The 22,546-nt window shown below is 36.7% G+C and carries 23 protein-coding genes and 1 pseudogene; 23 read left to right on the plus strand and 1 reads right to left on the minus strand.

Going from position 1 to position 22,546, the window contains the following annotated elements; all coding sequences use genetic code 11:
• Positions 1-232: 232 nt before the first annotated feature.
• The 12 genes from QCD85_RS10435 (at position 233) to QCD85_RS10490 (ending at position 12,628) form a co-directional block, all read left to right on the plus strand.
• Entirely contained in the window at positions 233-775 is a 543-nt protein-coding gene (locus QCD85_RS10435; protein WP_273614242.1) for a PadR family transcriptional regulator, read from the plus strand.
• A gap of 80 nt (positions 776-855) precedes the next feature.
• Positions 856-1,509, plus strand: a complete 654-nt coding sequence (locus QCD85_RS10440; protein WP_273614241.1) for an HlyD family secretion protein — start codon at positions 856-858, stop codon at positions 1,507-1,509.
• Positions 1,510-1,523: 14 nt separating this feature from the next.
• Positions 1,524-3,062, plus strand: coding sequence for a DHA2 family efflux MFS transporter permease subunit (locus tag QCD85_RS10445; protein WP_301262540.1), 1,539 nt, complete (start codon positions 1,524-1,526; stop codon positions 3,060-3,062).
• Positions 3,063-3,115: 53 nt separating this feature from the next.
• Positions 3,116-4,624 (plus strand): efflux RND transporter periplasmic adaptor subunit, encoded by a 1,509-nt coding sequence (locus QCD85_RS10450; RefSeq protein WP_301262541.1) that lies wholly within the window; start codon positions 3,116-3,118, stop codon positions 4,622-4,624.
• A gap of 170 nt (positions 4,625-4,794) precedes the next feature.
• Entirely contained in the window at positions 4,795-5,397 is a 603-nt protein-coding gene (locus tag QCD85_RS10455) for a TetR/AcrR family transcriptional regulator (RefSeq protein WP_301262542.1), read from the plus strand.
• Between the two features lie 249 nt (positions 5,398-5,646).
• Positions 5,647-6,849, plus strand: coding sequence for a hypothetical protein (locus QCD85_RS10460; protein ID WP_301262543.1), 1,203 nt, complete (start codon positions 5,647-5,649; stop codon positions 6,847-6,849).
• Positions 6,842-7,405: a HupE/UreJ family protein gene (locus tag QCD85_RS10465; protein ID WP_301262544.1), complete on the plus strand. Its 564-nt coding sequence runs from the start codon at positions 6,842-6,844 to the stop codon at positions 7,403-7,405. Before QCD85_RS10460 ends, QCD85_RS10465 begins: the two co-directional genes overlap by 8 nt.
• Before the next feature lie 389 nt (positions 7,406-7,794).
• Positions 7,795-8,223, plus strand: coding sequence for a hypothetical protein (locus QCD85_RS10470; RefSeq protein WP_301262545.1), 429 nt, complete (start codon positions 7,795-7,797; stop codon positions 8,221-8,223).
• A 233-nt stretch (positions 8,224-8,456) separates the two neighbouring features.
• The gene (locus QCD85_RS10475) at positions 8,457-9,353 is read left to right on the plus strand and encodes an ABC transporter substrate-binding protein (protein ID WP_301262546.1); all 897 of its coding nucleotides are present in this window, start codon (positions 8,457-8,459) and stop codon (positions 9,351-9,353) included.
• A gap of 451 nt (positions 9,354-9,804) precedes the next feature.
• Entirely contained in the window at positions 9,805-11,457 is a 1,653-nt protein-coding gene (locus QCD85_RS10480) for a rhamnogalacturonan lyase B N-terminal domain-containing protein (RefSeq protein ID WP_301262547.1), read from the plus strand.
• 270 nt (positions 11,458-11,727) lie between these two features.
• Complete coding sequence (locus QCD85_RS10485; protein WP_273614230.1) at positions 11,728-12,186, plus strand: VOC family protein; 459 nt, start codon at positions 11,728-11,730, stop codon at positions 12,184-12,186.
• A 40-nt stretch (positions 12,187-12,226) separates the two neighbouring features.
• Complete coding sequence (locus QCD85_RS10490) at positions 12,227-12,628, plus strand: hypothetical protein (RefSeq protein ID WP_301262548.1); 402 nt, start codon at positions 12,227-12,229, stop codon at positions 12,626-12,628.
• A 5-nt stretch (positions 12,629-12,633) separates the two neighbouring features.
• Here QCD85_RS10490 and QCD85_RS10495 read toward each other — a convergent pair whose 3' ends face one another.
• Positions 12,634-12,903: a hypothetical protein gene (locus QCD85_RS10495; protein ID WP_301262549.1), complete on the minus strand. Its 270-nt coding sequence runs from the start codon at positions 12,901-12,903 to the stop codon at positions 12,634-12,636.
• Positions 12,904-13,168: 265 nt separating this feature from the next.
• Between QCD85_RS10495 and QCD85_RS10500 the strand changes: the two genes are divergently transcribed.
• The 11 genes and pseudogenes from QCD85_RS10500 (at position 13,169) to QCD85_RS23945 (ending at position 22,531) form a co-directional block, all read left to right on the plus strand.
• Positions 13,169-16,954 carry an S-layer homology domain-containing protein gene (locus QCD85_RS10500; protein ID WP_301262550.1) on the plus strand — a complete coding sequence of 1,262 codons (3,786 nt, stop codon included), beginning with the start codon at positions 13,169-13,171 and terminating at the stop codon, positions 16,952-16,954.
• A gap of 507 nt (positions 16,955-17,461) precedes the next feature.
• The gene (locus QCD85_RS10505; RefSeq protein ID WP_301262551.1) at positions 17,462-17,965 is read left to right on the plus strand and encodes a barstar family protein; all 504 of its coding nucleotides are present in this window, start codon (positions 17,462-17,464) and stop codon (positions 17,963-17,965) included.
• Positions 17,966-18,238: 273 nt separating this feature from the next.
• The gene (locus QCD85_RS10510) at positions 18,239-18,676 is read left to right on the plus strand and encodes an Imm8 family immunity protein (RefSeq protein WP_301262552.1); all 438 of its coding nucleotides are present in this window, start codon (positions 18,239-18,241) and stop codon (positions 18,674-18,676) included.
• Positions 18,677-18,839: 163 nt separating this feature from the next.
• Complete coding sequence (locus QCD85_RS10515; RefSeq protein WP_301262553.1) at positions 18,840-19,178, plus strand: hypothetical protein; 339 nt, start codon at positions 18,840-18,842, stop codon at positions 19,176-19,178.
• 268 nt (positions 19,179-19,446) lie between these two features.
• Positions 19,447-19,779, plus strand: a complete 333-nt coding sequence (locus tag QCD85_RS10520; RefSeq protein WP_301262554.1) for a hypothetical protein — start codon at positions 19,447-19,449, stop codon at positions 19,777-19,779.
• A 144-nt stretch (positions 19,780-19,923) separates the two neighbouring features.
• Positions 19,924-20,208 carry a colicin immunity domain-containing protein gene (locus tag QCD85_RS10525; RefSeq protein ID WP_301262555.1) on the plus strand — a complete coding sequence of 95 codons (285 nt, stop codon included), beginning with the start codon at positions 19,924-19,926 and terminating at the stop codon, positions 20,206-20,208.
• A 315-nt stretch (positions 20,209-20,523) separates the two neighbouring features.
• Positions 20,524-20,772 carry a hypothetical protein gene (locus QCD85_RS10530; protein WP_301262556.1) on the plus strand — a complete coding sequence of 83 codons (249 nt, stop codon included), beginning with the start codon at positions 20,524-20,526 and terminating at the stop codon, positions 20,770-20,772.
• Positions 20,773-21,024: 252 nt separating this feature from the next.
• Positions 21,025-21,642, plus strand: coding sequence for an RHS repeat-associated core domain-containing protein (locus QCD85_RS10535; protein WP_301262700.1), 618 nt, complete (start codon positions 21,025-21,027; stop codon positions 21,640-21,642).
• A pseudogene (locus tag QCD85_RS23940) lies at positions 21,639-21,872 on the plus strand (polymorphic toxin type 17 domain-containing protein). Before QCD85_RS10535 ends, QCD85_RS23940 begins: the two are co-directional and overlap by 4 nt.
• Before the next feature lie 11 nt (positions 21,873-21,883).
• Positions 21,884-22,216 carry a hypothetical protein gene (locus QCD85_RS10540; protein ID WP_273614218.1) on the plus strand — a complete coding sequence of 111 codons (333 nt, stop codon included), beginning with the start codon at positions 21,884-21,886 and terminating at the stop codon, positions 22,214-22,216.
• Between the two features lie 138 nt (positions 22,217-22,354).
• Positions 22,355-22,531, plus strand: coding sequence for an Imm8 family immunity protein (locus QCD85_RS23945; RefSeq protein ID WP_367317640.1), 177 nt, complete (start codon positions 22,355-22,357; stop codon positions 22,529-22,531).
• The last annotated feature ends 15 nt before the right edge of the window (positions 22,532-22,546 follow it).

A 22,546-nucleotide genomic window follows, 5' to 3' on the forward strand; every position in this document is an offset into this window, starting at 1 on the left:
TTTTTTGTGCATATATTGCCCTATTCATACTCAAATACATTACATACCTAATTAAATGGCTAAAAGTATTGACAGTCTTCAAAAAATTACATAGAATAAATCTGTTCATTACTCTGTACAGAGTAATCTATACAAAGTATACTTTCGGGGGAAAGACATCTACTGTATAAAAATAAGCGACATTAATATGTCTTTTATAAAAAATGAACGTGCAATGAAAGGATGAACTCTATTGTCTTTACAAATTTTTATTTTAGGACGACTTCATGAACAGGATTATCACCCGTACGATATCAAAAAAAGTATTAACAATGCTGGTGAAAATCTAGTTCGCGTAACAGACGGTAATCTGTATTACAATTTCGAAGCCTTGCAGAAAAAAGGATATGTTCAAAAAGTAAATACAGTGCAAAACGACAACCGTCCTGAAAAAACCAATTACGCGATTACCGAAAAAGGCAAACAAGCACTCAAAGATATGATTTATAAAAGTTTTAAAAACGCTGATGATGTGCGGTCTTTATTTGCTTCTTTGTTATTTGTGCATTTGGTCGATACGAATAAGCTGATCTATTCCACACTTGAAGTGATTGAGAACATCGAAAAAGAGCTGGCGTACTTAGAAGCGAATGCTGATCATCCGTTGCCGGAATATATTTCACCAGAGCAACAAGAAATGGCCCTTTTTATGAAAGATTACAAATCCGAAAAGCAAAAAGTCGAACTGAAATCTTTTAAAAAATTACTATCTTTATTAGAGCAAAAACAGTCTTGATCTACGGTGTCTTTTGGCGCTGAAGATCAATATGAGAGCTATCAATTATTCAAAACTTTTAGACTGCTGAGGTGGAATGTGTGAAGAAAAAGATTGTTTTAATCATTTTATTGGTGCTACTGGTAGTAAGCGGTGGAGCGCTCGGTTATTACTACTGGTATCAAGGAAGTCATTTTGTCAAAACAGAAGATGCACGTATCAGTGCAGATCAGTATAAAGTCATGCCTCAGCTAACCGCACGCTTAGATCATATTGATGTAGAAGAAGGCGATATTCTCAAAAAGAATGAACCGATCGCTGAACAAGATGTTTCCGGTCTGGAAGCTAGTGATATTAGCAAATCTGTAGTACGTGCACCGATTGACGGCACTGTACTTAAAGTACAATCCAAAGAACGTGAAATGGGATCACCCAGTGCAGCGATAGCCATTATGGCTGATATGAAAAATCTATACGTCTCTGCCAATATCGAAGAAACAGATATTAACCGTATTAAGCTAGGTGCGCGGGTAGATATCACTCTTGATACTATCGAAGGCGAAAGTATTCAAGGAAAAGTTCGTAAAATCGGACAAGCTTCAAATTCGGTATTTTCTGCGATTCCTGCTACCAATACAAGCGGTAACTTTAACAAAGTCACCCAACGGATTCCGATCGAAATTGCTTTAAATGTACCGGATGGATTGACACTAATTCCCGGCACAAATGTTGAAATAAAAATCTATACACAGTAAAAGGAGGAGTCTCTGTGGCTTCTAATGAAATCGCTGTTGCTCCTTCCTTGGATACCTCATCCAAAGAACGCTGGCTTGCTTTCTTCGCTATTGTTCTTGGTGCTTTTATCGCTGTACTGAATAACAGTCTGATCAATGTAGCTATTCCGCAATTAACAACAGATCTAGGATCAACGACCACTCGAATTCAATGGGTGATTACAGGGTACACGCTGGCTTCAGGTATTATCGTACCGATCACCGGATTTATGGAGCGCAAAGTCGGTTATAAAAAATTCCTGATAGGTGCTTTATCGGTGTTTACTCTGGGCACAGCCTTTTGTATTTTTGCATGGAATGATATGTCGCTAATTATTGCTCGTATTATTGCAGGGCTTGGCGGTGGGGTTATTATTCCACTAAGTATGACGATTATTTATAAAATTATTCCACGTGAGCAAGTAGGGATGGCAATCGGTATTTGGGGGATTTCAGCAATGGCAGCTCCTGCGATCGGGCCTACACTAAGTGGATATTTGATTGAATGGTTTAACTGGCGCTTTCTATTTATCGCCTGTGTGCCGATTGCATTATTCGCTATTCTGATGGTGATTCTGTTGATCAAAGAACCACCCAAAAGTGAACCGATTAAATTCGATATGCTGGGCTTTATATTAGCAGGAACATGTGCAGGTACATTATTGTATGCATTATCGAATGGTTCTTCTAAAGGATGGACATCTTTTGAAATTGTAGGCTTGCTGTTTATCTCTATCTGGTCATTGATCTTTTTGATCGTTGTCGAATCCGGTAAAGACAATGCTGTTATCGATGTATCTTTATTTAAAAATTATAAATTTACGATCAGTGTTATTACCTCTAGTTTTGTCATGATGGGGATGTATGGCGGAACATTTTTGGCTCCTGTATTTTTACAAAGTGTACAGTCGTACTCGGCGATTGATACCGGCTTGATCTTACTTCCGCAAGCATTAGCGATGGCAATTGTGATGCCATTTGCCGGTAAATTACTCGATAAAGTAGGGATTGTGCCTATAGGGCTAGTTGGCTTGACGTTAACCAGTCTGATGACATTCCATATGTACAGCCTGTCTCCTCAGACTTCTCGTACGTGGTTCGAAACGATTACAGTGCTGCGCGGAATTGGGATCGGAATGTGTCTTATGCCTTTGTCTACTGTAGGCATGAATGCTGTTGCACCGGAAAAAGTAGCCAATGCTTCTGCGGCATCCAATCTGATTCGTACAATTGCCGGTTCTATCGCTATTGCGATTTTGACCTTTATTATGCAAAGTCGAACTGCTTTACATGGTCAACATATTGCTGAATCGATTACGACAGATGGTGCACAGACCTTGCAATCTACACTCGGTAGCTCATGGGTATCTTCGTTAACCGGTATGATTTCTCTGGATGCATACTCACGCGGAATTGCCGATACATTTGTGATCTCGTCGATTCCACTATTTTGCTCGATTCCATTGATCTTGTTATTTATCAGCAAACGCAAACCGAAAGTACCGAAAGAAGAAGTTATTTTAGCCAAAGCCTAAGGTGACAACAGATAAATATGTTCAGGAATGTTCTTATAGAAAGGAAAGAAGCGATGAAAATCAAAAAGTGGGAAGTTACAGCCGTTGCCTTAATAGTAAGTAGTATGATGTTAGCGGGTTGTTCTAGTGGTGAACCGGTTCAAGCGATGAATGTCACTGTCAAAGTCAGTCAGGCGCAAAAAGGAATGATCGGACAAGGCGAAATCTATACAGGCACAGTCACCCCTTCAGAGACAGTAAATATTATGCCCAAAATATCAGGTAAAGTCTCGGCTATCTCTGTCGATATTGGAACAGAAGTGAAAAAAGGGCAGGTCTTATTCAAATTAGAGGACGACGATCTTCGTAACAATCTCAAAATTGCTCAATCGAATGTAGAAGCAGCGGCAGCAGGAGTGACCACTGCTAAAGATTCACGTGAATCCGGAATGGTCTCTGCCAATTCAGGTGTAGTCAGTTCTAAAGGTGGCGTTATTTCGTCTAAAAGCGCGATCGATCAAGCGACAGGTGGAATGAATCAAGCGCAAGCAAGTGTCAATCAAGCTCAAACAGCGCTCAAGCAAGCACAGACTGCTATCTCTACAGCAACCAATACGATTAAGCAGACTCAAGAAAATGTAACTACTGCGCAAAAAACAGCATCACGTACGCAATCATTATTCAATAACGGTCTAGCGACACAAGCAGAATTAGAACAGGTAACTGCTGCTGTCGTTACCGCACAGACCGCTTATCAGAATGCTCTAAATACCAAAGCCAATGCAGAAGAACAACTGGTCGCTGCTCAAAATGCTCTAGGTACTGCGCAAAAAGGCTTATCCACTGCTCAAAGTGCATATGAAAATGCAACCAGCAGTTATGAGAATGCCAATAGCGGTTACAGTAATGCTCAACGTCAACTGGATGTGGCTCAAAGTACAGCAGGTATCTCGGCAAGCGAGCAAAAAGTAGCGCAAGCTCGATTGAATGTCAATATCGCTCAAGATAATCTCAAAAATGCAGTAGTCACTTCACCGATTAACGGCATCATTACTACCAAAAATGCAGAAACCGGTGAAATGGTCGCTCCTTCTGCGCCTTCGCTTGTGATTGCAAATCTTAGTACAGTGAATATGTTGATCTATGTACCGGCAGATCAGATCAATCGTATCCAAGCAGGAGATCGTGTACAGGTACGTGTAGCTTCATCCAATATTTTGACAACAGGTAAAGTGAAAAATATTAACTCTATCGATAGTAGTGGAAATGGTTATCCTGTTCAAGTAGCTGTCTCCAATGCAGATAACAAACTCAAACCGGGGATGCTGGCAGATGTAAGCTTTATCGGTAAAGATGCCAAAGAAGGCATTATCGTACCTACCAAAGCGATTCAAAAAGACGGTAACACTTCTTATGTCTATGTAGCTGTCAATAACAAAGCGATTCGTAAAGAAGTAAAAGTAGGCAGTGAAGTAGGTTCTCAGACGTTGATTACTAGCGGATTAAAAGATGGCGATAAAGTTATTCAAAATAATATAGCGCTTCTTAGCGATCAAGGTACGGTTACAGTAAGTGGAGATTAAACTGTTCAGTATATTTAATTAGTTCTAAAAAACCGTTCTATCTTTGTATAGAGCGGTTTTTTGCTGTGTAATTGTATAAAATAGATGGTAATGAATCTTTTATATATCTAATCTTCAGTTATTTCCTATTTACATGGCTAGACTTATACCACCAAGGATGGTGAGCATACATGGTGAATGTCAATGATCTACGTGTGGTACGAACACAAAGTTGGCTACGAGAAGCATTGATCAAATTAATAGATCAAGTAGGATTCGATGCGGTAACTGTACAAAGTCTAACCCGCGAAGCAGGGATTAATCGGGCTACTTTTTATCAGCATTACCGGGATAAATACGATCTATTGGAAAAAAGTATGAATGATATGCTAACTTCACTCCAAGCTGAAGTGAAAGTAAGTGATATGAAAAAAGTACAATTAGATATTCACTCGTTAGAAGCTTTATTTTTGCGTGTACTTACAATTATTTCTCGTCATCAGCTTTATTTTAAAGTAATGCTTGGAGATAAAGGGTTACCTTCTTTTCAATCTCAACTTACCGGGGTAATCAAAGCTAATCTTTATGAAGTGATCGGGCAACACTTTTCTTCTAATCCTCAACAACAGATTATTCAAGATATAGCTATTACGTATGTAGCAACAGCCAATGTAGGGTTACTTACACAATGGTTAACAGGTGTAATGCCTTATTCAGCCGAATTTATGGCTACCCAAATGGCGCATCTTTTTGTGGAAGGGCCGCTACAAACTTTACAACAGACTTCAACTTAATCCTTTTTCAGACAACAGTCACTTCTATCAATGAAGTGGCTTTTTTTGTGCTGTTGCTCGTCACTATTATCAGTATTGTGCGTAATTCCAGAGATAATCATCACTCTACAATAAAGTGTAGGTTAAGCAACAATTCTAGCGGTATTGTTTGTTGAATATAGGCGTCAAATTGCTACAATTTAAGCAACAACATGTTGTTTATTTACTTCGAATCTAAATCACATTTTGAGGGGAGATAGGTGATAAAAGATGACCACTTCTAATATTAAAAGTTTGCTGACCGTTATTTCGATATCTGTTACCTTGTCAGTCTTATTATTGATTCATGTAGGGTGGGGAATAAGTGTAGAATATGCGCTGGTAACTGGACTTGCTTTGGTAGGGTGGTTAACTTACTCCTATCGCTCAGCTCCTCGTATGGATTCACTTTTGCCTGTCTATATCATCTGTATCGTATTGCTAATAGCACTGAATACGCTTCGTTATACATCGATGTATGCAAGTTTTATAGCAATACATTATTCAGTAGGATTTGCTAATGGTTTTGTAATGAGTCATACCTATTGGTTTATCTGGATGGTTGGATTACCTGTTGTTATTTTGTTGTTTGGTGGTTATTTTTTGAGCAAAGGATATACAGTCGGTGCATTTTTTGCATGGTGGGGATATGCCTATGTAGCTGTGGAATCAGTGATTCAACTGATTGTAGAATTAGGACACTATTCGTTATATATGCATCATTATTTCGGCGGAGTCTGGGTAGCAATGTTATTATTTTATCTAGGAAGTACAGGCATACTGAAGCTTATTCGACCACAAGAACAAGTTATACATTATGAATCGATACAACCACTAAGTCGACGTAAAAAAAATCTATGGACGATTTTGATTGTCACTTGTATTGCGATCTATGGGATGACTTTTTATACGCAAACAGGTAGCTTATTACCAGTAGGTGTGATTATCGGTTCTATGATGGGTGGATTGGTCTGCTGGCGAAAAACAACTTCGTATCTACCGGCTGATCCATATACAGTAGTACCGCTATATTTATTGTTACAAGCTCTTTTTTATATTCATGTTGGAGAAGAAGTATTGACTCATTTTAATCAAGGCATTGCATCGATTACCGGACAGACATGGACAGATCGCGATTTCGATTATTTGATTACTTTGATAGGCCCATTTTTCTGGATATTGGGTGCGTATAGTCTATGGAAAAGACAAGCATTTGGCAATTTTATTTTGTGGTTTATGATTGTAGGTATGATTCTAGGGGAACCTACACATTTGCTTGTATTTCCTATCGTCCGAATGGTGCAAGAAGGAGTAGGATATGAGTATTTCTCAGGCATGTATACGTCGCTGTTTCCGATGATCCCTGCGATTCTAAGTTTGATCGTAATTGTAAAAGATCATCAAAAGCAAAAAGAGATGATGTCACATGATTAGAATTATAGTGCTTGTACTGATCTTAGGAGGATTCTATACAAGTATTGCCGATGCACATGGATTTGGAGGCAGTGGTTTTCTGCATCCATTAACAGGAGTGGATCATTTGGTAGCGATGCTTGCTGTTGGAGTATGGAGCGCGCAGATTGGTGGCAAAGCGATCTATATCGTGCCATCTTGCTTTGTCTTGATGATGTTGCTAGGGGGTGTAGTTGGATTAGAGGGATGGCTATGGTCACATCTGGAAGTGTATATTGCTTGTTCTGTGTGTTTGTTAGGATTAGCGATTGTCTGGAATCGCCAACAGTCCGTATGGATTGCAAGTTGTGGAGTCGCTCTTTTCGGATTTGCACATGGTTACGCACATGGGCTTGAAATTCCTCTACTGCTCAGTCCAGCCGTCTACATTACTGGATTCTTAATCACCACGATTGGCTTGCATGTGATCGGAGCTGTAGGAGGTTTATTAATATTGGAAGAACCCAAAGGAGCTATCCGGTTACGAGGGATAGGGATAGTGATTTTAATCGTAGGACTGAAACTGATTTTCTTTTGAAAAAATATAGAAAATATTTTAAGGAACAGACATTGCAGTTAAAGAGGTGGGTATAGTATCTGTTATTATTAAATACATGTAACAAGAATTAAATATACGGAGGTTAAATGAAAACAAAATGGTATTTGCGACCAATAGTTATTATTGTATTATCGATTGTAGTTCCCCCAATAGGATATATAAATATATTTCTTAATAAAAAGAATATTGATGCTACAGAATGGATAGGCTATCTAGCGATATCCACAATATTTACAGCTTTATGGATGACAAAATTTTTGCCTCATGAGATACGAATACTAGCTATTCTAATCGTAGTCATTTTGGGAATATATTTGCTAAGTAAGAAATGAAGATAACTATAATAGGCACATAGATGGAGGTATATATTGAAACCAAACTATATAGATCTGGGGTTAAGTTATCCGTTGAGTAACCAGTTGAGAGCAGAAATCGAACGTCAATTAGTAAAGGATTTGAATTTTTATCACATTCAAAAAGATATCTATAAATTCGATTGGTCAGATAGTTGTATAGAAGGAAAAATGACTACATACATGGGTGAACCGCTGGATAATTTTTCAGGGATTGCGGTGTTTGACCAAAATGATCAGAGGATTGCAGATGGTTGGCTCGAATATATTCATGAAGAAAATTTTCTTTTGATATATTGGGATTTTCTTGACAGTTATACAAATGAGCAGGCTACAATCCTAAAGTCTATATGTGGAATACCTTTACATATTTTTGATCAGATTCCTGATCAGTTCAAAGAGAAATATAGAAAAGAACTGCTCAACAATATAAATGACGATTAGAATGAGCTACAATTATCGATTATGATACAGAACAAGTATCATATGTATAGGGTGACATGGTAACAATCATTTCCATTGACAACGAATAGAAGCTACTATAAAATTCAACCTAATTGATAATAATTATCAATTAGGTTGTTTGAGTATATAGATGAGTACACAGATTAATTCTATATACATTACAATATGTCAATCGTTCCACAGAGAGAAATAAACACATAAAGGGGTTAAGTATGAAAAAGTGGATAGGGTTAACACTAGGAATTTGTATGATCTGGATACTGAGTGCTTGTGGGTCAGCACCAGCACTAACTGCAACAACAAGCACAACAGAAGCTACAGAGAACAAAAAGATTGCTTCGATTTCTATTTTTTTGACAGGTGATCTAATGGCATTGGGTATTAAGCCTGCGGCAACAACAACAAGCGATTATTTACCGATTACAGGGGAGCAATATCAAGGGATACAGTATTTAGGATTTACCAAAGAACCGGATATGGAAGCATTGATCGGATTACAACCGGATGAGATTTTTATAGATGCTGAATTTGCAGATAAGCATGGATTAGATAAATTTGAGCAGATAGCTACTACACATGTGATTAATTTGGATGAAGGAAGATGGCAAGATCACTTACGCACAATCGCCCAAATCGTAGATCGCACAGAGAACGCAGAATCATTTATTACTGCTTACGAAGCCAAAGCAAAAGAAGTCAGTACGCGATTCCAACAAAAGATTGGCAATGGTAAAGTGTTAGCGATGCGTGTATCAGCAAAAGGATTCCGTATCTATGGTATGGATCGCCCGCTTGGCCCTATTTTGTTTGAAGATTTGAAATTAACCCCTTCTCCCAACGTCACCACCATCGATAAGAACTGGGAAAATATCTCCAAAGAAATCTTACCTGATTTGGATGCAGATGCGATCTTTGTACTCGTCTCTTCGGTAGACGAAGGCAGTGATCAAGTATTTGAAAAGCTACAATCCGATCCAATCTGGTTAGGTCTCAAAGCTGTTAAAAACAAACAAATCTATATGATCACAGAGCAACCATGGTTAGACTATTCTGCTTCAGGTAATCTACAAGCGTTAGAACAGTTGGAAAAGATGTTAGATGAGAAGTGATTTATCTGTTATCCAGATCACAGATGTACAGTAAGCAGACATACAATCATCAGTCATAGAAGAGCAAATATACAAGCACCATAAGATCTACACAAAGAAAAGCCTTCGTTGTAAGCATGAAGGCTTTTTTGTGTTTTAATTAATGAATACAAATTATTATTTTAAATGATGACCTAAAATCGTTACTATACCTCGTTTATCTATAATATTTAGACAATAATTACCTCTACTATACAAAGCAGATGAAAAAACAGAGTTACCGTATAACAATTCCGAAAATCCATTCAAAACGATGGTAACTTCATATAATATATAGAAAATTACTTTTTATTCCTTATTATACTAATAAATGATAATCACTAAACATCGCCCTTTGAAAGTAATGTCCTGTCGTTCAGTATTTTGTAAGCGTTATCAAAATGACTTCTATTCTAATCATGGAGGGATAATGATGAACAAAGTTGAATCGCAAGCAAGACAATGGGGATGGCGTCAATGGTTGACGCTGTGGATTGTAGTGATATTGGTAGGTGTATTGAGTGTATTTCCTGCTTCTACCGGACATGCCGCGGCTATCGGTGTAACAGACAATGGATCAACGATTGTTGTCAATACAGGTGCAGGGCTAGTCTATACCGTAAACAAAGACAATGGAGATATTACATCTAGCAAAATGAATGGAATCGAATTAAGTAGCTCCGCAGGCAAAGGTTCTCATATCAGTTCTGGTCTGGGGTCAGGGGCAGATGTCACATGGAATACATCTCCATCCGGTGCCACAGTGACGATTATTACTAAAACAAGCACGTTAACACACTATTATGTCTCACGTAGCGGCGAAAATATTATTTATATGGCGACATATATTACAGCAGAGCCTTCTGTCGGGGAATTGCGTTATATTTTTAGAGGAAATGGCAATGTATTGACAGGTGTTCCTACCAATTCGAATATCCGCAACAATACAGGAGCGATTGAAAGTCAGGATGTGTTTGGATTGTCTAACGGTCAGACCGTATCCAAATATTTTGGCAACGATCAGGCGAAAGATTTGAGTATTCGCGGTGTGACAGGCAATGGCGTAGGTGTATTTATGGCGTATGGCAATCGGGAGAAAAGTTCAGGAGGCCCTTTCTTTCGAGATATTCAATTTCAAAGTGGTGGAGATACCGAAGTCTACAACTATATGAACTCTGGTCATGAGCAGACAGAAGATTGGCGACTTGGTCTACATGGGCCTTATGCGCTGATCTTTACTACAGGGTCAACGCCAAGTGTACCAGACTTTAGCTGGATGTCTGGGCTGGGATTAACAGGTTGGGTATCCAGTCGTGGAACAGTTGTATTGAATGGACTATCTGGCATGGTGAGCGGTTCGCCGTATACTATCGGATTTGCCAATGATAATGCTCAATACTGGACAACAGCATCATCGAGTGGAGCGGCTGTCCGCCGCGATATGATCCCTGGCACATATACGATGACCGTCTACAAAGGCGAGTTAGGCGTGTATAAAGAAAGTGTCAATGTCACCGCAGGTAATACAACAACGATCAATACAAGAACCATTTCAGGTGATCCTGCAAGCAAACCAGCACTATGGCGTATCGGCACATGGGATGGCACACCGCTAGAATTCTTGAATGGACAGACTATTGCTGTCCGTCATCCATCCGACAGTCGTAATGCAAGTTGGGGCCCTGTGACGTATGCCGTCGGTGGAGCAACCAATAAATTCCCTGCAATTCAATTTAGAGGGCAAAATTCACCAACTAAGATCACATTTAATCTAACAGCCGCTCAAGCGTCTTTACCACATGTGCTGAATATCGGAATTACAGCGGCATATAATAATGGTCGTCCTAGTGTGACTGTGAATAACACCATATTAAGTAATCCAGAAGCATCCACACAACCGAATTCACGTAGCTTTACGATTGGAACCTATCGTGGCAACAACACTACATTTTCATGGACGATCCCCGCTTCCGCTCTAGTAGAAGGCACCAATACAATCTCGCTCACTCCGATTAGCGGTTCAAGCGATCTTGGAAATTGGCTTAGTGCAGGATGGGTATATGATGCGGTGGAGTTGTTGAATTAAGCAGTTGAAGGGTTAGAATAGAGTGGTTTGGTAATGATAAAAAGTTCAAAGTAATGAAAAAAGAGTAAAAACTAAAGCTTAAGAAAGCAAAAAAATGAGAAGAGGTACTATGTTCTGATCTATAAGAACGTAGCACCTCTTTTTGGTGATTACTTATCATCAGATAGATGTTCATTTGTTGGTGTAGTAGTGCTCGTTAGTAGACAGTAAAAAACTATTCGCGTTAAAATAAAACTATATAACTACGATCTAAAGCGAGGAGATTTTTAAATGATACAAGGAATTTTTGAAACGCATATTAATGTGAGTGACTACCAGAGATCCGCAGCATTTTACGAGAAATTGTTACATATTACTCCGCTCCATCATGATCCTTTTCGCAAATCGAAGTTCTATTGGGTAGGTAAGCCGGGAGAAGCGATGCTCGGGATTCGGGAAAATTATCCGTCGCCACTTGTGCAAAGACAACATTTTGCTTTTCGTATTAAGCTAGAAGATATGCCACAAGCTCGTAGTTATCTGGAGGGTTTGGGTATTGAGACGACGAACTTTTTTGGAGAAAGTGCTGAACAGTTATCGGTATTTCCATTTATGCCTGCGGTCTCGATTTATTTTGCAGATCCAGATGGTCATTCGGTCGAGTTACTAGCGATGTTAGAAGATGAGCCTAGAGCCGATCTGGAAATCATGTCCTGGCAAGAATGGGAGACACTTCATGGCAGAGAGTAGGCATCTGTAGTCTATTTGATTTAGATAAAGGAGACCAAACATGAATCAATTAGAACAGGTTATCGAAATATATGGATTAACACCACAGATAGAGCATTTGCAGACGATTCGCACATTACTACAGGAAGAATGTGCCAATACTGGGCGGGAAGATCATGAATATATGAGACTGTTATGTATGCAGTTATTTTCGCTAGGGCAGATAGAAGATACAAGGTTGATCTGGCAAGCCAAACGTCTCAGTATGGACTCATTTGTGATGATTGATGTGCAATTGTTATGCGGAGCTGGCTTGGAGCAGACCAAGTTATATCTACTAGATATAGATGAAGAAGAAGCTAAAGCCGAACTGGCTTATTTAGAAAAGTGTGAATCCGCAGGAGATTTTGAAGATTTTAGTAAGGAAGAGTGGATAGAGCAAGCCAAGTTATATTATCTGTAAAGTGATTAATAGATCGACCTAGGAGCAGTATAGAGTTCTTGTATCACATGCTGTACTGCATCCATTATTTTTTCAGCTTCATAATAAGGATCGAGAAACATCTCTGCTGGAAAGTCGATAGCTAATATACAACTCGGCGTCAAAATGAAATCCTGCAATAGAATTTCAAATCGTAATGATTCTTCGAATGTATACCCATCTCGATCTCGATAACAACACATCGCATTCACATCTTCTATTTCGATAATTAACGTCGCATTTGCTGTGAACTGCATCGTTAAACTCTCCTTTGGCATTGAAGTTCTAGTATTATGTATTGATTATAAAAGATAACGCTTACTTATACGATATTAGATGAATGTAAATTGGGCAAAGATTCCTTAAGATTTAGAGGAAGTAAATAAGTAGATTGTGATATTATGGTAAAGTAACTATTTATTAATTTTTTTCTATATTTATTAAAAGGTGGTGAAAGTTAGATTCAATATAAAATAGTGAATACAAATCATTTTAAAATTAAATAGAATAGGGGCTACATTAATGAGAAGGCTTTTGTTGAAAAGAATAGGTTCGCTTAGTGTTATATCTACTTTACTTCTATCTGGAGTAGCACCGTTTCATGGTAATGTAGCTAGCGCATCGCAGGCGCAAATAGCAAGCTCTGTATTTAGTGATGTACATGGACACTGGGGACAAAGTGCGATTGAGAAGTGGAATAAATACGGTATTGTTAAAGGCTCAGATGGTAGCTTTAGACCCAATGAACCTGTAACAAGAGCTGAGTTCGCAGTAATGATCAATAATATTATGAAATACATAGAGGAAGGAAATACTGAATTTTCTGATATTCGTGAGAACCAATGGTATACCGATTCTATACGTAAATTAAGCGCAGCTTCTGTATTAAAAGGAACAGATGGTAAAGCATTACCGCAAAATAAAATCACCAGACAAGAAGCCGCTACACTTATCGCAGGAGCATTTCAGATCAACAATGCCTTAACTACCAGCGCATTCAAAGACAATCAACAAATTGCGCCATGGGCAAAAGGGTCAGTTCAGGCGCTAGCTTCTAAAGCGATTATAGGTGGATTACCAGATGGTACATTCAGTCCCCAAAAAAATCTGACTCGTGCTGAAGCTGTTACTATTTTTGATCATTTGATTCACACTTTAGTAACACAGCCGGGACAGTATCAAGAAGATGTACAGGGTAATATGGTTATTAACATACCGAATGTTGTATTAAATAACTCTAAAATTACAGGCGATCTTTATCTAACTCAAGGTGTTGGAGAAGGTGAAGTTACACTGAATAATGTGACTGTTAGTGGTTCTGTATATGTACAGGGTGGAGGAGAACACTCGGTTATTTTCAATAACTCAACGGTACAGCAATCTTTAAACATCAATAAATACAACGGTAAAGTTCGTATTCAAGCTAAAGGAAATACAAATATTCCAGTAACCATACTTAATAGTGGAGCCTCTTTGGTGACTACTGACGGAGCTGAGCGTGCTTTCGATAGTGTAGAGATTTCATCTCGTATTCCTGCAGCTCAGGCTGTGAACTTGGATGGTAATTTCAATAAAGTAACGAATCAATCATCACAGGCATCTATTGTAGCTAACGGAAATATTAAAGTATTGGTAGCTAATGTAGCTACTCAGCTTACAGGTAATGTGAAAATTGATACTACACAAACAGGTAGTGCTACTGTGCTTGTAAATGGAACAACAGCGCCAACTGCTCAGTCCCCTACTCCTACTACTAACGGAACAAATGCGGTAACTTCCTTTGGAAGCGGTGGAGGCGGAGGTGGTGGAACTTCTACAGTTGCTGTTAAAGGAGTCGCTATTGTTCCCAATACAGTATCTTTACAGGTAGGACAAAGCCAACAATTAATAGCAACAGTTAATCCAAATACAGCGACTAATCCTCAAGTAATATGGGCTGTAGCACCTGAAAGTGCAAGTATTATTACAGTAAGTACGAATGGAAAGGTTACTGCCAAAGCACCAGGAACGGCTAAAGTAACAGCAACGACACGTGATGGCGGATTTGTCGGTACAGCTACCGTAACTGTTCCGTCTTCTACAATAGTATCAGGGCTAACATTATCAACATATACAGACGATTTGGTCGATTCCACTATAACTGTTGATTCGCAAACGGTAAAAAACAACCAAAATGTAAAAGTCACAAGCTACGAGAAGTCGCTACAACAAGAGCATCATTATAATGCTTCTTTAACAGCACAAGCACCTTTACAAAAAGAAAAATCTTCTGTGACTTATGCTGTATATGCAGTTGTAGGATTAACTGATTCTTTGGGTCAACCGTTTCTTAACAATTCTGCTGTCCAAATGACAGTGACTAACAACACGTATACATCAGATAAAAGTCAATCCTCTATAAAAGGTTATCAAGATGGCAAATTCCTTGTACGATTGAATATGTCTAATCCAAATGAAGTGAATGTCTATAATGTAGTAGCATCTCAAAATGGATCTCCTGATCTGTCGATGCAGATTACGTATCAGCCCGTAGATGTGAATCCGAATCCGAAAAATAGTGAGGCAGTATTCGCTTCATTAGAAGATCAATATTTAGGTAGTAATAGTGATGCAAGTAATATTGTAAGTGACCTAACATTATCTAATTCGTTACCAGATTATGAAGGTGTCAATATTAACTGGACAATAGATCAAGAGCAAGCTATTAATCAGGATGGAAAAGTAACGAGAGATCAACAGAACGATCAAATTGTGAACGTAACAGCTACACTTAGTGGCACATTAGAAGGTTCACATACGTACAACGTCATTGTGCGTGCACAACAGACGGGTATTGTACATCATAGTGATTATGTGGACAGCTATTTTGTCAAAGGCTATCCGCAAGCTTATGTAAAAGATGGAACGATTCATGTGAAGTATGCACTGAACAAATCAGGTGAAGTGTATATGGTGATTCATGGTCTAAAAGGAGCTCAATCTGCAAGTGTAACATCAGTTCTACAAGGAGCTAGTGAAACAGGCATAGAACCGACAGGTATCTTAGCATGGCCTTATTTCGAAATTAATAAAAATCAAGTCGGTCAGGTACAAGATTTTGATACAGGTGTGGGTCTTTCCGTTATAGATAGTGATCGGATCAATATTGAATTTGTAGTTAAAGATGCTCAATCATTGTACACATCTAATCAAGTAACAACTCTTTCATTAGACGAAGCGACTAGACAAGAAGATTCTCCGTATAATCTTGGTCTAAGAACGATATATGTTAATGATGCTAGAGATACGATTCGTATTTATTATTATCAGAAGCTTGATCCTAATTCTGTACCTTCTCCAGAAGATTTCACATGGTCTTATCAGTATGGTGGAGTTAGAAAAGTGAAGTCAGTAAGTATACACAATTATGACACTGCAAAAGCTTGGCCTGCTTCCTATGTAGAGTTGAAGGCGGAAAATCTAGCAGATGAAGTGTATGTAAGTTATAGTGGTGATCGCTTGCAAGATCTTAGTCCTGTTCCTGTAAAGATGCCGACATATCAAAACCATCGTAACTTACCAAGAACGGAAGAACTTAATTCTCTTTATATTAGTGTGGATCGTAAAACAATAGATGTAAATATTAATCCAGGATGGTATCCAGAAGATAATTCTTCATTTAGTAATGATATTCTTTCTAAGTTCACTGTAGAAGTCGCAGGAAAAACATATCATCCTATCTCTGCAAAACCAACCATATCCGTTGATGCATTTGCTAGTACAGCTACGATGAACAATCTTAGCTATGTATTAACATTCGAACAGTCTTTACCGGAGGGTGAAGCAGTACTCAAACTAGATACAAATGGTGTGAAGAATTGGGCAGGCGATACTTTTGCTTCTGAACTCAAAAGGGACTACTTTTCTCAAATGATAGATGCAGGAGTACCTGAAGCACAGTATTCGCAACAATCTGGACAAATAGCTTTAATATTTGCGCCTGATTACAATATTAAGGGCGGCTCGAGCAACGTAGCAGGTATGACGGTCAAAGTAGATGGTCAAGAATATTTACTTCGTGGAACGATTGCTTCAGGTTATAATTTTAAATGGACTCCAGAAGGCCACTATCAGGGAGAAGGAAATCTCTTATTTATTGATCTTAATGACCCTTATGCAGCTAAAGTAAAAGAAGCTATGGATAAAGGTCAAAATATTGAAATCAAATATACACGTTCTATTGAAGGATTTAAACATCAGTTAGCTGATCGAGTAGGTACACCATTATCTGACTTTGGATATGTAAGTGTAACTAAGGTTAATGAATAACTACTAATTATAAAAAGCAGGCATCTATAAGGTGTCTGCTTTTTATAAAATCAATAAGCACTCAAAATAGCTTCTTTTATATTGTGATTAACTACATAAAAATAATAGAAACTTAGAATGGTATATTAAATAGAATAAGTGAATAAAGTAGGTATTATTATGACAACCAATTTCATGTGGAGAATTACCAAGTATAATCCAAAGTATCGTGATAAAAAAGGGATTTATCTTAAAGATGAATAGACATCCATATTTTTCATTAAATTGGATTTTGAACATAAATAACAATTTTCAGATCCGTTTTAGATAGTCGAGACTATTTACGCTGATGTTGATTATCCTGAGGAAATAGCTGATTTGTTTGGTATATGCCCTCATCAGAACATAGATTGAAATCAGTAGAAGCAAGTAGAGAGAGACTCTTTAAAAATTGGGAAATCTATTCGAGAGCGGCAAAAATAAAATTCTCTAAAGTGAAAATTAGCTAGAAATGAGGTTGTCGAATACATGATTAGTAACAATATAGATCTAACTTTAGGTCAACCTTATTTTTATATTAAAAAAGGTGATCTATCCGAGTTTACAAACCTATTATGGGATTTGAAAAGAGTTAATGAACAATGGATAGCTAGACTGGTTAGAGGAACAAAATGCACTACAACTGAAAATTTATTTAATGAGTTTTCTGCGGTTTTTCAGTTTCCTTGGTATTTCGGAGAGAATTGGAATGCTTTTGACGAGTGCATAAATGATCTTAGTTGGTTAAATGCTGAGAGTTATGTGTTATTCATTAGCAATTCAGAGGCTCTTTTAGAGTTAAACATGGAGAGTCTAGTGACGTTCTTAAATATAATGAAGAATACTATTATGGAATGGGAACAGGGTAGAGATTTTGGAGCGATGAAAACATCTCCAATTCCTTTTAAAATTATTTTCCATAGTACAGAAGGTAATGCACAAAAAGTTATAAATAAGTTTCAAGAGCTAGGAATTGATCTAGTAATCATTTAAGAAATAACTCATATTGACTCCATGCATCATTCGTTGTTAGATCGTTTGATCCAAGCTTTAAGTGGTGCAAATATCAAAGCTATACATATTGCAGGTGATTAAATATCTTGATCTTGGAAACGCAAATCTGCAAGATTTTTTTATTCCAAATATTAAAGAATGAATTGTTTGTTTGATCAATGTAGATTAAACGAAATTCCAAAAAACGTTGATTATACAACTACAATAAACGGTACAGCAGTTTCATCATAATTTGAAGGAGTGAATTAGCATTTGATCCAACCCGTACTGAAAGACCTTATCATCACAGGGAATCCTAATATTCATGGAAAGCTACAATTTACAGAAACAGAAGATATTGGGAACGACTTTTATTTATCTGGAACAGCATGTATAGGGACAGAAGATTCGATTGGTGAAGATAATTTTGATTTTACTATTATGACTCCAAAAGAATTAGAAAGACAATTGAGGAACGGAACTCAAATTATTATAGGTAAAGGAATTTTTATTGTAGATAAGTTAGATTTTGAAGTGATTACTGAAACGATTAATCAGATCTTATTAAAGCATCAAGGTGAAACATGGGAAGAGGTTGCTATATCTCTTAAACCTTATTTTTCGTGGGAATATACAGATTCTGTACGATTGACGACTGTTGAGGAATTATTTGAAATGATTAAAGAAGAATCTGAGAAAGATAATGAATAATATGAATTAACATTTAGAAATAATTGTATTGAATATAGTTTTTTCAGTTAATCCAGATGAGTATTTATGCTCTTCTGGGTTTTTAAATACTCGTGTAATAATGGTGCTATGATATTTGATTATATGACCAGTGGGAAATAGCAAATAGAGAGTGGTGAGAAGAATGGACTTGAAGTCAATAGAAAACACTTTTAATCTCATTTATGACTTCGAAAAATTGAAGGATTCTACCCAAGCAATACTTGAAGGACTTGTACGTAAATGCTCGAACAATTTTTTAAAAGATAAGGAGATGAGTTTGCCAAAAGACTTAAGCTATTCAGATTTAAAAATACAATATAGATATGTAAGTATATTTTTAAATAGCTTTGATAGAGAGTTTCCTTATTTTAGGATTTGTTTTGACTTGGTTCATCCCAAAACGGGAATACAACTTTTCTACTATCATGTTGATTATAATATTGATGGTGAGTTCTCAGATGAATACTTTGATACATATTAAAAGATAGTCTGTCTGATATTGGAGATTATTTTCTTTAAGGTCTTTTTTTACCCAAATAGCACTATTCCGTTTAATGAGTTGATTACGTGGATATTATCATGATTGACCTATTTTTGTTATCTTCACTTTATTATAGTTTTTCAAAAATGAATCGCAACTGTAGAATAGTAAAACACTTTTTTTCGATAGAGCGGGTGAAAAGAAAGTAACATTTTCTATTATTATTTAATTTGTTTGTCAAAAGAAAACATTAGACTGGGGTGGTTGAATGCCTATCGATGAATTTAAACAATGGATAGTTGAACAAGAAATTGAAAAACGAACGTTACAAGGATTTTGGTTGAACTTGAACTCTTATCAAAAAGAAGATCCTGATGAGTTCAACCATTTTTTTAAAAATTTTAGTAGAGATAATCTTGATGTGAAAATAACACAAATAGCATTGATGCTAGGTAATTACCCTGAATGTAATCATAATCATGTAATATCCTATGTTCCAATAATTTATAATGGAAAAGAAATAGGGTTATACCGATTGCTATTTAATTTAGATGGAAAAATTGATGATGACTATTTTACTATGGAAGAGGAAAGGATTTAATGAACATTTCTAAGAGAGATTTATCAAAATTCGACCTTGAGGACAACAATCTTTCAAAGTCTTTTCTTTATTCCTACCTAATATCGAATGAGTGAGGCAGTACGAACCAAAAGAATTTAACCCTGAATAAAGGAGGAATCACTTATGATATCAAAAGAGCAGCTCTATTACCTAATTCATGAGTATATCAAAGGTAATTACGATACAAAAACTTTCTGTGATCAATTTACAATCATATTCAATACAGAAACTGATTATGAAGATTTAAATGAAGTAGAAAATAAATTATTCTTAGAGTTGAGTTCGGTTACTACAAGGTTTTCTCCATATGAAAAAGATTTTGTTTTTCAAAATGTATACTATACTGAACAAGAAGTAAAAAGAGAAGCCTTAGAAATCAACAGAAAACTCAATATTCTAAAGAAATAAAGTTATTTACTAAGGTGTATTGGTTTGTTCCAATGTACCCCAAGAAACGTATACATATGGCCCTAGCTGGAACAGATTCGAAAGAAAATGCAGATAATAATCAAATACAATTTCTAGAGAGTACATTAACCCTGAGTCTGAAATGAGAACAAGATTTGATGTTATTGCAAAAGGTTCAAAAATGTCCTATATCTTACCTTAATTCAGGAGGAGATCGAAATTAAAATAAGCGAATTATTAGCGATTTATGATCTGCATGATAGTGTAGTAGAGAATATTGAATATTTACCGTCTGAGAAAAAGGTTCTTATCACATTGGAATTATGCCAATGGAAGCAAGCTGATTATGATGAATCCGAATCCGAAATGCAGGAAGGCATATTATCTTTCACTGATGTAGAGTCATTTACAATAGAGCCACTTTCGTTTTTGATAAACAGTAGTGAAATTCTCAAAGCGAAAATTTATCCTGAAAATAGGGTTATCGAAATCATACTGCTGGGTGAACATGATGTAGGAAAGGTGAACATTATAGCACAGGCTGTATATTGGGAAAAATGTTAACCAAACAAGAACTATTCAGTGCTGAATGTCTCCATCGCTTAATAAATGAGTTAGTATTAGTTTAAAAATTTTATCATAGTATTTTAAATATATTAAGTTACATCGACAGATCGGTTATGGTCAGATATGACTATAATCAATCTGTTTTTAAAATTTTTGTAATATTAATTATGACTTCATTCGCTGGGATCATTTACTACTGATAAAAAATGTAGAAAGGTACCTGTATAACATAGCGACATTATCGGGATTCTGTATGATAATGGAACGGTAGCGGAACAAGAGAAGACGTCCAATCCATTCAAATATGCAGGCGAGTATCAGGATAGCAAGAGTGGATTGTATTATCTAAATGCTCGTTATTATGATTCAACTATGGGACGGTTCTTGAACGAAGATACGGTTGAGGGACAGATTGGTAATCCATTGACTCTCAATATTTATGCCTATGTCAATAACAATCCGATGGGGTATGTCGATCCGACAGGTCATATTAACGAATCGTATAATGATGGAGCACTACGGAATTTACTACAAGATGCTCGAAGTAAGGTGAAATCAAAGTCGAGTGAATTATACGGGAAGTATAAAGCAAAGATCACTGAAATCTATGGAAATTTCACAGATGAGAACACCTACAATTACCTATTTGATTTAACGACAAAGACAAGTACTTATGGAAATAGCACAGGGAAATCAGACTGGGCGATAGGTCAGTTGATAAGTGCATATCAGGAGTATGAAGCGGCAGAATATGTTGCGGTACTTGCTATGGGCACAGTGGTTGGTAATGGATCAGGTAAAAGTAAATCTATATCCAGTGTAAAATCAGTTTTAAAGGTGCTCAATTACCTACTAAGGGTAAGATAAGATATGTTCCACCGAGTAACTGGTCACCATCTGAACCCTTACCTAAGATGAATGGTGGTTATAAAGATAGGTTTGGAAATCTTTAGACTAAAGGACCATCTAGAACTCAAGGACAATCCTTTGAATGGAATGTCCAACTTTAAAGAACAGGAAAAAATCAATTGGGGCATTTTAGTAGAGATGGTTCGCATTTAAATGTATCATTAGATGGTAAAATAACTCATAAATAAGGTGATCAAGTATGTTTGTTCGACTTTTTGTAAATGCAAAGAGTGAAACTGAAGCGCGTGTAGTTTTAGAAAAAGTTTTTAGAATATTTTCCCCTATACTAGAGAATAAAGAAATTAAGAAGATAGAACCTTATTGGAAGATGGACGAAGTATATATTGTAGAAATTACAATGTTAATTTCGGAAAATCAAACTGAATCGAAACTAAATAGAATTTTGGAATGTATTGCAAACAAATGGATACGATTTGGCGACCCTGTAACTGAACTTCTAGCCTCTGATACAACTGAAAACTGTATTTTTATGTTAGAAGGAATCAAAATGATAAATATTCAATTTGAGTAATATTCGTAGGTCATATTACAGAATCGTACGTTGATGCAGTACTCCAAAATTTCCTGAAAGAAGCTCGAAATCAGTTTATAAAATTTAGGAATGAACATGAAAAATAAAGTACAATAATTCTTAACAAAAGATGAGAAATTGGAAATATTTCAAATCGATATCGAAATAGGTAGAGGATATTTAATCATGAATGATTTTAATATAAAACATATAGAATCTACAGTAAATCAGATTATCTCAAAATGTCAGAATGCTGATTATGATGTAGCAATGAAGGAGCTCTCCAAATATTTTAGATGGGAGATGGATACCTAAATTTTTATAGTATTT

Origin of the sequence: Paenibacillus sp. PsM32, assembly GCF_030433815.1 — a bacterium.
Taxonomy (GTDB): Bacteria; Bacillota; Bacilli; order Paenibacillales; family Paenibacillaceae; genus Saccharibacillus; species Saccharibacillus kyungheensis.

Excerpts from the sequence above, each read along its gene's own strand:
- QCD85_RS10450 (WP_301262541.1), top strand. The coding sequence starts at position 3,116 with ATGAAAATCAAAAAGTGGGAAGTTACAGCCGTTGCCTTAATAGTAAGT.
- QCD85_RS10455 (WP_301262542.1), top strand. The coding sequence starts at position 4,795 with ATGGTGAATGTCAATGATCTACGTGTGGTACGAACACAAAGTTGGCTA.
- QCD85_RS10460 (WP_301262543.1), top strand. The coding sequence starts at position 5,647 with ATGACCACTTCTAATATTAAAAGTTTGCTGACCGTTATTTCGATATCT.
- QCD85_RS10465 (WP_301262544.1), top strand. The coding sequence starts at position 6,842 with ATGATTAGAATTATAGTGCTTGTACTGATCTTAGGAGGATTCTATACA.
- QCD85_RS10475 (WP_301262546.1), top strand. The coding sequence starts at position 8,457 with ATGAAAAAGTGGATAGGGTTAACACTAGGAATTTGTATGATCTGGATA.
- QCD85_RS10480 (WP_301262547.1), top strand. The coding sequence starts at position 9,805 with ATGAACAAAGTTGAATCGCAAGCAAGACAATGGGGATGGCGTCAATGG.
- QCD85_RS10485 (WP_273614230.1), top strand. The coding sequence starts at position 11,728 with ATGATACAAGGAATTTTTGAAACGCATATTAATGTGAGTGACTACCAG.
- QCD85_RS10490 (WP_301262548.1), top strand. The coding sequence starts at position 12,227 with ATGAATCAATTAGAACAGGTTATCGAAATATATGGATTAACACCACAG.
- QCD85_RS10495 (WP_301262549.1), bottom strand. The coding sequence starts at position 12,903 with ATGCAGTTCACAGCAAATGCGACGTTAATTATCGAAATAGAAGATGTG.
- QCD85_RS10500 (WP_301262550.1), top strand. The coding sequence starts at position 13,169 with ATGAGAAGGCTTTTGTTGAAAAGAATAGGTTCGCTTAGTGTTATATCT.
- QCD85_RS10505 (WP_301262551.1), top strand. The coding sequence starts at position 17,462 with ATGATTAGTAACAATATAGATCTAACTTTAGGTCAACCTTATTTTTAT.
- QCD85_RS10515 (WP_301262553.1), top strand. The coding sequence starts at position 18,840 with ATGGACTTGAAGTCAATAGAAAACACTTTTAATCTCATTTATGACTTC.
- QCD85_RS10520 (WP_301262554.1), top strand. The coding sequence starts at position 19,447 with ATGCCTATCGATGAATTTAAACAATGGATAGTTGAACAAGAAATTGAA.
- QCD85_RS10525 (WP_301262555.1), top strand. The coding sequence starts at position 19,924 with ATGATATCAAAAGAGCAGCTCTATTACCTAATTCATGAGTATATCAAA.
- QCD85_RS10540 (WP_273614218.1), top strand. The coding sequence starts at position 21,884 with ATGTTTGTTCGACTTTTTGTAAATGCAAAGAGTGAAACTGAAGCGCGT.